Here is an 11577-nt window from a genome sequence, read left to right as displayed (position 1 = left end):
CGGGCCGGGGTTTGCCGGGCCGCATTGCCGCGTTGCGCCTCTTGCCAAGGATCGCACCTTGGCGGCACGGCACGCCTTGCACTGCAACGCGGCCGGCTTCGGTACGGTAAACCCCGGCGCGGGGGTGAATTTAGTGTGAACACGCCCTAGACTGAAGAGGCCGTTTGCGGCTTGGTGTTGACGGGCAAGCACAGAAGGGCAGTCAACAACGCCAATGAGGCGTGACACACGTACAGTGGTACGAAGCTCTGGTGCGTCAACCCGGCGTGACCGAGCATCAACACTGTGATCGCCACACCCATTACCGAACCAATCTGACGGGTCGCCTGGTTTACCGCACTGCCAACGGCGTACTGGTCAGTTGGCAAGCGGTTCACGGCCGCCGCTGATAGCGACGGAAGCACCATCCCGACGCCAACGCCAGACAAGACCAATCCGGGTAGCCAATCCGTCAGGTAGGCCGGTTGCGCACCGGGCACGAGAAGAAACCACAGACCGCTGCAGGCGTAGATCAGCCCGCCTCCGACCAGGAATGGCCGGTGCCCGAAGCGACTCGCCAGACGACCGCAAAGGATTGCAAACGGAATGACCAGCAATGGCCCCGGCGTAATGGCCAGGCCTGCTTGCGGAAGCGTGTAGTGCCAGACCTCCGTCATATAGAAGAAGAACCCGAAGAACATCATCGAAAAAGCCATGCCGAAGGACAGGGTGGCCAGATTCACAAAGGTGTAGGTACGGTTCTTGAAAAGCCGCAGATCAACCAGCGGCGCGGGCGCGAGGCGAGCCCACAGCACGAAGCCAATCAGTGCCGTGACACCCGTGCTGGCAGCAGCAAGCAACTCGGTGGCGGACCAACGCGGCGACTCCGATTGCACGATGCTCAATGCGAGCGCGCCGACGCCGACGATCAGCAGGCCCATGCCGACGATATCGACTGAGCGTCGGCCTGCGGGTTTCTTTGCTTCCTGCAACAGAGTGGCACCACGCCAGAGGGACAGAGCGCCCAGAGGCAGGTTCAGGTAGAAGGCCCACTGCCAGCCCACCGCGTCGACAATGAACGAGCCCACGCTTGGCCCAATGGCCGCAGCAAGGCCGCCTACTGCACCCCACATACTGACCGCGACGGCGCGTTTATTGTCAGGGAAGGCATCGAGCACGATGGACAGTGACGCGGGTGTCAGCATGGCAGCGCCGATCGCCTGTGCCACGCGTGCGGCGATCAGCCACTCGACTGTGCCGGAAAGCCCGCAGGCTGCCGAGGCCGCGAGAAACAGCGTGACTCCGAGCATGAACACCTTCTTGCGGCCATAGGTGTCTGCCAATCCACCGGCCGGAATCAGCATGGCCGCATAGACGACGGTGTAGGCATTTAACACCCACGACATGTCCGCCGCCGATGTGCCGGGAAACCCTGCTTGCAAGGCCCGAAATGCGGCGAACAGCATCGTGGTGTCCAGGGAAACCAGAAACACGGCAATGCTGGCGATCCAGAAGACAGGCCAGGGAGAAGCGTGTGGCCTGGTTGTGGCGGGCACCGTTGCCAGTGCAGTGGCGGCGGTCATGGCGTATTCACCGGTCTTGCGCTTGCAAGTAGACAGCAGGCTGAGCAGACAGTCCGGCGTGCACACGACGCGTCAGCTCATCGGCCAACACCTCGCTGGCACCAGCCTCTAGCGCATCCAGCGCCGTACGCACCACGTCGTCGGGCGCCAGCTTGGGGACATCAAGGCCGCGCGTCAGATCGGTGTCGATAAAGCCGACATGCAGCGCCAGCACTTGCGTGTGCTGGTCGTGCAACTCTATGCGGGTGCCGTTCGTCATCGCCCACGCCGCCGACTTGCTCATGCCATAGACACCCAGCATCGGCCCATTGATCCAGCTGGCCACTGACAACACGTTCAGGATGGCGCCGCCGTCGTGCGCCGCGAGTACCGGTGCGAAGGCCTGGGTCAGGCGCATTGGGCCGACGACGTTGGTATCGAAGTGACGCTGCGCCGATTGGACACTGGTATCGCTCAGGAAACCACCCAATTCCGCAATACCGGCGTTGTTGATCAGCAGTGTCACGTCAGGGTAGTCGCGCGCGGCAGCGGCGATGTCGTCGGGCTTCGTCACATCAAGCCGGATGGGCACCACGCCCGGCAACGTCACGCTGGACGGATCTCGCGCCGCTGCGTAGACCTTGCGTGCGCCGCGTGCCAGCGCCTCGCGAGCAAAAGCCAGACCGAGGCCGCGGTTGGCGCCAGTGATGAGGACGGTGGCATTAGCTAGTTTCATGGGTTTCTTCTTTGGAAAAATGGCTGAATATGATGTTCGTCATATTTCGAGTGAAAAAAAGGGACGTCATGGCGTGTCGCGGGCGTTTATGCAGAGTCGTACTGGGACAGCAGCGCACTGCGGGTGGCGGTAAGCATGGCCTTGCCTTGCGTATTGCCGCCCAGCGTGCGTGCCAGCTGCAAGGTTCCGACCATCGTTGAGGCAATCACCATGGCCTGTTCCGGCGTGCCGTTTTCGGGTAAGGCGCCTCGAATCATTTCAATGAGACTGCGCACACGCTCGGCCGAGAGCTCGAGCAACACGGGGGATTGACGGGGCATCTCGGAACCCAGGGCTGCCACCACGCAGCCATCCTCTACGCCATTGAGGTGGGTTTCGGATAAATAGCCTTCAACAAGCGCACGAAATGGGCTCTGACCCCGCTCGCGGCTGGTATCCATGCGCCGGTTCATCACCGCAGCACTGTCGCGGCCAGCCCGCTTGATCGCCTCTGCCAGAAGGGCGTCTCGAGATTCGAAGTGGGCGTAGAAGCCGCCGTGCGTTAGCCCCGCTTGTTTCATCACATCAGCGACGCCGACCCCGCCGTAACCGTTGCGCCGCAATGTGCGTGCCGCGACCTCCACGATGCGCTCGTGAGTGGTTTCGCTGCGAGTGGGTTTCGACGCCATGCGGCTAATGTAGCTTTTTATGATGTTGATCATATTGTTGGTGCACACATCAACCACGAGGTCATCATGGATAAAGGGGCCCTCCGCGGATGGACCGATCCCGCAAGGAGGCCATGCACCACTGCACATCCTTGGCCTGCAGCAATTTATAAGAAAACCAAATCAAAATATCAATTTTTAAAAATTGACTTATAAATATGAAAAAAATACCATCCAAAAGAATCAGATAGCCGGAAACAAATCAGTGAACACCATGTTTTTAAAAATGCGTAGGCAAGCAATTATTTTCTCAAGCATTTCTTTGTTTGCAGCGCATGCCATGTATTCCAACCACAGTTTGGCGCAAGCGAAAACCGAGGTCTATCCAAAAAGAACAATTAACATAATTGTTCCCTATCCTCCCGGCGGAACCACTGACATATTGGCGCGCATCGTCGCCAATCAACTCGCTACTGTTTCAGGTCAAAGCGTGATTGTGCAGAATAAGGCTGGGGCGGGTGGAAACGTAGGCGCAGCCATTGCCGCCAAGTCCATGGCGGACGGATATACCCTATTTCTTGGAACCGTCGGCACCCAAGCCATCAATTATTGGCTTTATAAAAATCTTACCTATAACCCAAATACGGATTTCGCACCGATCGCCAAAATTGCTGCCGTTCCCAATCTCTTGGTGAGCAATCCTAAAGAGCCGTACACGAGTGTGTCTGAGCTCATCGGCTACGCGAAAAAACATCCCGGCACACTGAATTTTGCATCTGCCGGTACAGGCGGTTCGACACATCTCGCCGGAGAATTGTTTAAGTCAATGGCCCAAATTGATATCAAACATATTCCCTACAAAGGTAGCTCTGCCGTGGTCTCTGATCTGATTGGAGGTCAGGTTCAGATCACATTCGACAACCTGCCGTCTGTCATTCAACATGTGAAGGCAGGAAAACTCCGTGCGTTGGGTGTCACCAGTGGAAGCCGCTCTGCTGCCCTGCCGGAGACGCCAAGCATCGCCGAGGCCGGTCTACCTGGGTATGAGGTTATGTCGTGGTTTGGATTGTTTGCTCCAGCGCAAACTCCACCCGAGGTCAAACTGCAAATCGAATTGCTCCTGAAGAAGGTCATGTCCAGCAAGGACGTCGTGGAGAAAATTCAAGAACAAGGCGGTGAACCTTCCAGTATCAGCAGCGTGGAATTCGGGAAATTCATTGAACAAGAAAATAAAAAATGGAAAAAAGTAATAGAAACGTCCGGTGCCCAGCTTGATTGATTGACGTAACCAAACACCGCGCTCGACATGCCTACAGAAAATAATAGCCCGCCACTTCAGGGTTTGAAGGTCGTAGACCTGACACGTGTTCTTGCAGGACCGTTGTGTACACAGATTCTTGGTGATTTCGGTGCCGACGTCATCAAAGTGGAGCCACCTTCAGGTGACCAGAGTCGAGGGTCGGGGCCACCATTTCACGATGGCTCGTCCTCGATGTTCTACGGTTTGAACCGGAACAAGCGAAGCATAGTCATCGATCTCAGCAGCGAAGAGGGAAAACTGGAAATACGCAGGCTTATCCGAAATGCGGATGTGCTCGTGCATAACTTCAAGCCTGGAACGATGGAGCGGTGGGGTCTGAGCTTTCATGAGTTGAAGGAGCAGCAACCGCGATTGATCATGGTGGCCATATCAGGCTTCGGTGCAGATGGTCCTTTGGGTGGAACGCCCGGATATGACGGCTCGGCCGGTGCATGGACGGGTGTCATTTCTGCGAATGGTGAACAACGCTCCGGTCCCATGCGCTTCGGACTGTCGGTTGTGGACGTGTCAACTGGCTTGCATGCCGCCATCGGAGTGCTGCTCGCACTCAAGGCATTGGAGCGCGACGGTATTGGCCAATACCTCGACATGAGTCTTTACGATTGCGCCTTTCCGCTGTTGCATCCCCACGCTGCCAACTGGCTCTATTCCAATGCTGAAACGGAACGAAGTGGCAATCAACACCCTACCTTCACACCCATGGGGGTGTACGACACGGCAGATGACCCCATCTACCTCGCGGTCTCCACTGACCGAAATTTCATAAAGCTCTGTGACATTCTGGATGTACCACACTTGCTGGAAGATGAAAGATTCACCAGCATGGAAAACCGAGCAAAAAACAGAGATTGCCTGATCGAAATAGTTAATCAAAAACTGAAACAAGAGAAATCGGAAGAACTTGCACTCAGACTTAATCAGGCAGATATTCCTGCCGGCGTCGTACTGAGCGTGGGGCAAGCTCTTTCACATCCCCATGCAGAGTACCGTCAAATGGTGGTCTCCGTCCAAGATCAGAAGTTGCTTGGCATACCGATCAAACTATCGAGAACTCCGGGGAAAATATCCAGACTTCCTCCGAACATCGACGCGGACCGGAATGAAATCCTTGCAGAAATGGATTCGTAATGCAGGTTGAGTTTTTTTCGGGTGAGTTCATATCCGTGCAACAGGATGGTCGGGTCGCACTAGTGCGGTTTCTACGCGAAAGCAAGAAAAACGCGCTGAGCAGTGCTTTACTCAATGAGCTTGACTTGGTCGCAAGAAAGCTCCGAGTGAATCCACAGGTCTCTGTGGCCGTTTTGACGGGCGGAGACACCTGTTTCTCGGCCGGCGCAGATCTTAAAGACCCCTGTGTGTTTACCAGCGCATCGGCTTTCGAGTACAGGCTCGGCCTGGTATTGCGCACCGAGATCGCAAGGGCTTGGGCAGAGTTGCCGCAGATCACGATTGCGGCGATTGAAGGCTTCGCTATTGGTGGTGGCCTGTCTATTGCCCTATGTTGTGATTTCAGGGTTATGGCAGACAACGCGTTCATCTCCGTACCAGAAGTGGATATGGACTCTATCTATGCATGGAACACCATTCCTCGCCTGAACTCCGCCATCGGCCCGCAATACACGAAGAGGCTGGTCATACTGGGAGAGAAGATTTCCGCAGATACCGCGCTGCAGTGGGGCTTGGTGGATTTTGTTCACACAGCGGAGCAGGTGACCTCACACGCGCTTGGCTTGGCGCAAGCGATCGCTGCCAAGTCGAAATTGGCGCTCCAGATCAGCAAACGAAACATCAATGCTTTGCAATCAGCCCATACACACCTGCTGGCACACGCGGATGTAGACCAGGCTGCGCTGTGCAGACTCGAAAAGACCCAGCAAGCATGAGAACGCTCATTTGAAGCGTTGGGGAAACCGCTTCAAATGACCTAGCAATTCCTGGAGGCTCTCGTTGCCGACCCAGGCCGAAGACCTTTCGTGAGGCTCGAAATTTCATTCTCAGGGCTGATGAGAGAGGCGCCTCAACCACATGCAAGGTACGATGGTCTCGAGCAAGCAAATGGCGGGCACACGATGAGCAGCAATGCCACCTTCAAACAAATAGAGCTATTTCTGGCAGTTGCGCAAACACTGAGCTTCAGCAAGGCTGCAGAGATGAGTCATATCTCTCAACCAGCTTTGAGCATGAATATTCGAAAGCTGGAGGACTCCATTGGCGCCAAACTCTTCGATCGCCATACGCGAAATGTGTCGTTGACCGCCGTTGGCCGCGAGTTTCAGGACATGTGTCTTCCACTGCGAGACAAGATCCAGCAAGTGCATCTGAACATCAGAGAGTTTGTTCACGCGAAGAAGGGGAAACTCGTGGTGGCCGCGAGCCCGTCCATTGCCGCAGGTTTTGCGCCACAAGTGATTGCCCACTACCTGACATCGCACCCCGAAGTAGAAATCAAGTTCTACGACGAGTTAGCGGATGTATGCATCGACCTCCTTCGCAAAGGAAAGGTGGATGTCGCGCTGATACCCACCGAAGGCCTCACTCAGGAGCTCAATCAGATTGATCTGTTCTTTGACTACTTCGTCGTGGTGATGCCGGAAGATCACCCTCTCGCCTGCAAGGCTGAAGTCAACTGGGGTGATCTACGCGAGTATCCCCATATCCAGATCAGAAGTCCAAGCACGCTCAGAAAAACGGTGGATGGACAGATGTCTGCCGTACTGCCTGATTTCAGGCCTGCCTATGAGGTTGGCCTTGCAGTCACGCTGCTTTCCATGATTCGCACGGGCTTGGGCATTGGTGTGCTGTCGCACTCCAGTCTTGGCCAGGCCAACATGACGAACCTCACTTTTCGGCGTATTGCCGGACACTCTACTTACCGCAGTATTTCTGCAGTCAGCATGAATGACCGCACCCCCCCGCCATTGCTGGATTCTTTCGTCCAGGCATGCCAGGCCGTGTCGCGAAGTACTTCGGAGTTTCAGTAATCCAGAGAGCGGGTGGGCAAAGCCCGGCCCAACCCGTTCGCGGACGAAAAAAAGCCGCCAGGCTTAACTGGCGGCTTGATGTCGGCGCTTTAAACGCTCAGCTCAATTCGGCCAGGCGCTCTTCCAGAGATGCCTTGGTAGCCGTGAGGGCTTCAGGCAGGCCTTGTGCCAGTTGAGTGAACAGCTCTTCGTGCAGGCGGAACTCGTCTTCCCAGGCAGCTTTGTCGACACTGGTGACCGTGGCGAACTGCTCAGGCGTGAAGGGCAGGCCGGTCCAGTTGATCTCGCTATAGGCCGGGGCAATGCCAAACAAGGTTTGCTGGCCGGGGGCCTGGTTTTCTGCGCGATCGATGATCCACTTCAGAACACGCATGTTCTCGCCGTAGCCGGGCCAGACGAACTTGCCGTCTTCGCCTTTGCGGAACCAGTTCACGCAATAGATGGCCGGCAGCTTGGCGCCTTGAGCGCGCAGCTTCTCGCCCAGGTTCAGCCAGTGGCCGAAGTAATCAGCCATGTTGTAGCCGCAGAAGGGCAGCATGGCGAAAGGATCGCGGCGGACCACGCCTTGCGCACCAAAGGCGGCGGCAGTGGTCTCGCTACCCATAGTGGCGGCCATGTAGACGCCTTCTGTCCAGTTGCGCGCTTCAGTGATCAGCGGCACGGTGGTGGAGCGACGGCCGCCGAAAACGAAGGCATCAATCGCCACGCCTGCCGGGTCGTCCCACGCAGGGTCGATCGCGGGGTTGTTGGTGGCTGCCACGGTGAAGCGTGCGTTGGCGTGGGCGGCTTTCTTGCCGGCTTTGCCATCTGCCGGTGTCCAGTCGTTGCCTTGCCAATCGATCAGGTGTGAGGGAGGTTGGCCGCCCTGGTCTTTCTCCATGCCTTCCCACCAGATGTCGCCATCGTCGGTCAGCGCGACATTGGTGAAGATCACGTCCTTGGTGAGCGTGGACATGCAGTTGGGGTTGGTAAGCGTGTTGGTGCCAGGAGCCACGCCAAAGTAGCCAGCTTCGGGGTTGATGGCATAGAGCCTGCCGTCAGCCGCCGGTTTGATCCAGGCAATGTCATCGCCAATGGTGGTGACCTTCCAGCCTTCGAAGCCTTGGGGCGGCACGAGCATGGAGAAGTTGGTCTTGCCGCAAGCGCTGGGGAAGGCCGCCGCCACATGGTACTTTTTGCCCTGTGGATTGGTGACGCCCAGGATCAGCATGTGCTCAGCCAGCCAGCCTTCGTCTTGCCCCATTTTTGAAGCGATGCGCAGGGCCAGGCACTTCTTGCCCAGCAGCGCGTTTCCGCCGTAGCCGGAGCCGTAGCTCCAGATTTCGCGTGTTTCTGGGTAATGCACGATGTATTTCACATCGGGGTTGCAAGGCCAGCTGGTTTGATCTGTTTCGCCTTTCGCCAGAGGCGCACCTACGGTGTGCACGCAAGGCACGAAATGCCCGTTTTCCCCTAGAACCTGGATGGCACCCTTGCCCATGCGGGTCATCAGCTTCATGTTGACGGCCACATAGGCGCTGTCCGAGAGCTCGACACCAATGTGGGCAATGGGCGAACCCAGAGGGCCCATGGAGAACGGAACCACATACATCGTGCGACCGCTCATGCAACCATCAAACAGGGGCTGCAGCTTGGTGCGCATCTCGGCCGGAGGCGTCCAGTTGTTGGTGGGGCCGGCATCTTCCTGCTTTTCCGAGCAGATGAAGGTGCGATCTTCCACGCGCGCCACATCGGATGGGTCAGAGCGGGCCAGGAAGGAGCCCGGGCGCTTGGCAGGATTCAGCTTGGTCAGGGTACCGGCATCCACCAGCTGCTGGCAAAGGCGCTGGTATTCGGCTTCGGAACCGTCGCACCAGTACACCTGGGCAGGCTTGCACAGCGCCACCATGTCGCTGACCCAGGAGATCAGTTTGGCATTTTTGACGTAATCAGGGGCATTGACTGGCGTGCCCTGCATGATTGGTGCGTTCATGGAAAGAATCCTCAAGTTGAAAATCTTCTTTGCGAAAGCCGCGGACGGCAACCTTGGGAAAGAAGACTGGTGGTAAAAGAACCCCCACGCATACCTGCCTCGCTTGGGTCCGCTGTCCCCCGAAGGGGTATTAGTTGTCTCCGCCGGCCCGGCGATGAAAAGATAGTCGATTCAATCTGAGTTCACCCGTGCCTGGAGATCTCTTGGAGACCGCCTATGGCTAGCGCAAACAGGTGACGATTCTATGAAATACCGGAGGCACTGTCCTGTCGCGTAGGCGCACGCTGCCAAAACCGCCCGGAAGTGGGGCGAGAATTGAAAAAGTCATAGCCCTAAATCAGTGCCCGTAAGATTTCAAACAGGCGCTCAGGCCATAGTGACCGCGATAAAAGCCAGCAGGAAGATCATGATGGCCCCAGCGACTGGGAGCACAACGGGGATGTGCTTGGTGACCTCTTCGATGGGATCGACCGGATGCTCGTTGTGGGCGTGTTCAGATACTGGCGCGGACATGGGGACCTCTTCAAACGGGGGAGGGTTGATTTTACCGAGGTGGCGAAATAAAGAAAGCCCATCCCCTTTTTCAACGGATTCCCCAGGGGAATTGGCTCGCGAACCCTCACTGGAACGGGGAAATTCTGAGCTCGGCGGGTTCGCACCGTGCACCCGTTCCCACTCGATTTTTAGTCATTAATGACTAATTGACTGCATCGATCTTGGCTTCCCGCACCATTTCTCCGGGCGTGCTGCTCCAGATTTCACCGTACGGCTTCTTCAACTGAGCTTGTATGTCTTGGGAGCTCAGTGCGCTGCACAAAGCAGCGTAGAGTTTGCCGGCCCCATCACCGATCGCATGTCCATCAAGCGCCAGGTGGAAACGGCGCGCCTGCTCAGGCGGGAACTAGACAATCTGCGAGAATTTTTTAATAGTGCACATATTGTGTTGAACTGCACAGATATCTGCTGAATAGTCAGCATGAAACGGCGCTTTATTGAGTTGGAGATTGCATGATGCATTGATTGCGCACGACACGAACCAGTTGTATTCGACGAACCATCCTGGATTCATTGCGAAAACGTTTCGGAGCTTTATCGTGCAAAGAGCGTCTCTTGCGTCGTTTTCTGCGGGCATTGCCAGTCTCCCGGCGATAGGTGAGAGTCATCTCTATCCCGAAGCTCCGCTGACTCTGCTCCAGCTACAGCAGTATCGCGACAGAATGTCACCCAGCGCTCCCTATGTCACCGTGGCAAACGGCATCCTCTTTCCGCCGCCCCGAACTGAAATCGATTTGAGTACGGCGAGAGTGCAAGGTGGGGTTACCTGCAGGAACGGCACCTTCGATCCAGTCGCGCATCACTACTCTTCCATCTGGCCGTGGGTGGAATCCGAAGGGCAATGGCGAGGGCAGGCAGGTTCCCAACCTGGGCGCGTGCTGTACGGTGGGGTTGCGCGTGAGCACTTCGGTCACTTTTTAGCAGAGAGTTTGGGCCGCATTTGGTATGCGTTCTTTAAGCCTGACGACCGGCTGGATAGCTTATGCTTCCTGCGCTCGCCTATTGGCCCACCTTCAGTAGAAGGTTTGCAAGCCTTGGCTCTGTTCTCCGGGCTTCCACCTGTTCAGGTTGTAGATGAGCCCACGCAAGTAGACGAGGTGGTCATACCTCTGCAGGCTACGGCGGCCGAGCTTGGCATGGTGTGCGTGCGCGAGGTCGCTGTCATGTTGCGAGAGAATTTCGCGCCGCAGATCGAATTTTCTGGTGACCGGAGCATCTACGTGTCCCGCAGCCGGATTGCGCCGCCCGCAGGACGGCCATTTTCCGGCACGATTTTGCAGGAAAAACTTCTCGAGACACTGCTCTCGGAGTCGGGGTACGAGGTCTATCATCCGCAAGAGCACGATGTGGCCCATCAGGTGCAGACCTATCGCAGCGCATCAAGGATTTTGATCAATGAAGGCAGCGCCTTGCATCTCGTGGCCCTGTCGGCGGCGCCAACTGCCCGTGTCGCCGTGATTGCAAGACGCATAGGCTTGGTCTCGATGTTCGAAGCCTACCTGGAGGCCTTTCTCGGGCTGAATCCGATGCGGCGCGTACTACGCAACGGATTCGGCATTAAGGTAGGCGGCTGGGGAGAGATATGGCTTGCCCTTGATTATCCGCAACTGAGTGCGCAACTGGCTCGCCGCGGCATGCTGGCGGCAGAAACGGTTTGGCCAAAAATTGATGTCGGGTTTTCAGAAGTCCATCAACGCGTGTCTGAGCTGGAGCCCGAACCCCAGCTGTCCCAGGGGATGGGAATCCCTCATACAGATTGATTCATCTAGGGCGTGTTCACACTAAATTCACCCCCTCGCCGGGTGTCCAACCCGGCTGCGGTTT

10 protein-coding genes are annotated in these 11577 nt (G+C 56.7%); 5 read left to right on the top strand and 5 right to left on the bottom strand.

The window, feature by feature from the left end; translation table 11 throughout:
- Positions 1–146 precede the first annotated feature (146 nt).
- The 3 genes from G518_RS0123745 to G518_RS0123735 all read right to left on the bottom strand — a co-directional run bounded on the left by G518_RS0123745 (position 147) and on the right by G518_RS0123735 (position 2945).
- Positions 147–1562, bottom strand: a complete 1416-nt coding sequence (locus G518_RS0123745; protein ID WP_051237332.1) for an MFS transporter — start codon at positions 1560–1562, stop codon at positions 147–149.
- 7 nt (positions 1563–1569) lie between these two features.
- Entirely contained in the window at positions 1570–2277 is a 708-nt protein-coding gene (locus G518_RS0123740) for an SDR family oxidoreductase (RefSeq protein ID WP_028604656.1), read from the bottom strand.
- A gap of 86 nt (positions 2278–2363) precedes the next feature.
- Positions 2364–2945 carry a TetR/AcrR family transcriptional regulator gene (locus G518_RS0123735; protein ID WP_028604655.1) on the bottom strand — a complete coding sequence of 194 codons (582 nt, stop codon included), beginning with the start codon at positions 2943–2945 and terminating at the stop codon, positions 2364–2366.
- A gap of 184 nt (positions 2946–3129) precedes the next feature.
- Here G518_RS0123735 and G518_RS0123730 point away from each other — a divergent pair, with 184 nt between their 5' ends.
- The 4 genes from G518_RS0123730 to G518_RS0123715 all read left to right on the top strand — a co-directional run bounded on the left by G518_RS0123730 (position 3130) and on the right by G518_RS0123715 (position 7226).
- Positions 3130–4203, top strand: a complete 1074-nt coding sequence (locus tag G518_RS0123730) for a Bug family tripartite tricarboxylate transporter substrate binding protein (protein WP_245598105.1) — start codon at positions 3130–3132, stop codon at positions 4201–4203.
- A 27-nt stretch (positions 4204–4230) separates the two neighbouring features.
- Positions 4231–5373, top strand: coding sequence for a CaiB/BaiF CoA transferase family protein (locus tag G518_RS0123725; RefSeq protein WP_028604653.1), 1143 nt, complete (start codon positions 4231–4233; stop codon positions 5371–5373).
- Positions 5373–6128 carry an enoyl-CoA hydratase/isomerase family protein gene (locus G518_RS0123720; protein WP_028604652.1) on the top strand — a complete coding sequence of 252 codons (756 nt, stop codon included), beginning with the start codon at positions 5373–5375 and terminating at the stop codon, positions 6126–6128. Before G518_RS0123725 ends, G518_RS0123720 begins: the two co-directional genes overlap by 1 nt.
- A gap of 120 nt (positions 6129–6248) precedes the next feature.
- Positions 6249–7226 (top strand): LysR substrate-binding domain-containing protein, encoded by a 978-nt coding sequence (locus tag G518_RS0123715; RefSeq protein WP_084652194.1) that lies wholly within the window; start codon positions 6249–6251, stop codon positions 7224–7226.
- Positions 7227–7323: 97 nt separating this feature from the next.
- Here G518_RS0123715 and G518_RS0123710 read toward each other — a convergent pair whose 3' ends face one another.
- Both G518_RS0123710 and G518_RS40500 read right to left on the bottom strand, forming a co-directional pair.
- Entirely contained in the window at positions 7324–9198 is a 1875-nt protein-coding gene (locus G518_RS0123710; RefSeq protein WP_028604650.1) for a phosphoenolpyruvate carboxykinase (GTP), read from the bottom strand.
- A gap of 366 nt (positions 9199–9564) precedes the next feature.
- Positions 9565–9711: a hypothetical protein gene (locus G518_RS40500; RefSeq protein ID WP_169458000.1), complete on the bottom strand. Its 147-nt coding sequence runs from the start codon at positions 9709–9711 to the stop codon at positions 9565–9567.
- A 581-nt stretch (positions 9712–10292) separates the two neighbouring features.
- On the opposite strand from G518_RS40500, the gene G518_RS0123695 reads away from it, so the two are divergent.
- A complete protein-coding gene (locus G518_RS0123695; protein WP_156909520.1) occupies positions 10293–11513 on the top strand; it encodes a glycosyltransferase 61 family protein in 1221 nt (406 codons plus the stop codon).
- The last annotated feature ends 64 nt before the right edge of the window (positions 11514–11577 follow it).

Origin of the sequence: Ottowia thiooxydans DSM 14619 (genome assembly GCF_000422885.1) — a bacterium.
Classification (GTDB): domain Bacteria; phylum Pseudomonadota; class Gammaproteobacteria; order Burkholderiales; family Burkholderiaceae_C; genus Ottowia; species Ottowia thiooxydans.
This window is presented reverse-complemented; position numbering and strand designations above follow the sequence as displayed.

What these genes read in the sequence shown, in the direction of transcription:
- G518_RS0123715 (WP_084652194.1), top strand. Translation starts at nt 6,249, where the DNA reads ATGAGAGAGGCGCCTCAACCACATGCAAGGTACGATGGTCTCGAGCAA.
- G518_RS0123740 (WP_028604656.1), bottom strand. Translation starts at nt 2,277, where the DNA reads ATGAAACTAGCTAATGCCACCGTCCTCATCACTGGCGCCAACCGCGGC.
- G518_RS40500 (WP_169458000.1), bottom strand. Translation starts at nt 9,711, where the DNA reads ATGTCCGCGCCAGTATCTGAACACGCCCACAACGAGCATCCGGTCGAT.
- G518_RS0123745 (WP_051237332.1), bottom strand. Translation starts at nt 1,562, where the DNA reads ATGACCGCCGCCACTGCACTGGCAACGGTGCCCGCCACAACCAGGCCA.
- G518_RS0123725 (WP_028604653.1), top strand. Translation starts at nt 4,231, where the DNA reads ATGCCTACAGAAAATAATAGCCCGCCACTTCAGGGTTTGAAGGTCGTA.
- G518_RS0123710 (WP_028604650.1), bottom strand. Translation starts at nt 9,198, where the DNA reads ATGAACGCACCAATCATGCAGGGCACGCCAGTCAATGCCCCTGATTAC.
- G518_RS0123720 (WP_028604652.1), top strand. Translation starts at nt 5,373, where the DNA reads ATGCAGGTTGAGTTTTTTTCGGGTGAGTTCATATCCGTGCAACAGGAT.
- G518_RS0123735 (WP_028604655.1), bottom strand. Translation starts at nt 2,945, where the DNA reads ATGGCGTCGAAACCCACTCGCAGCGAAACCACTCACGAGCGCATCGTG.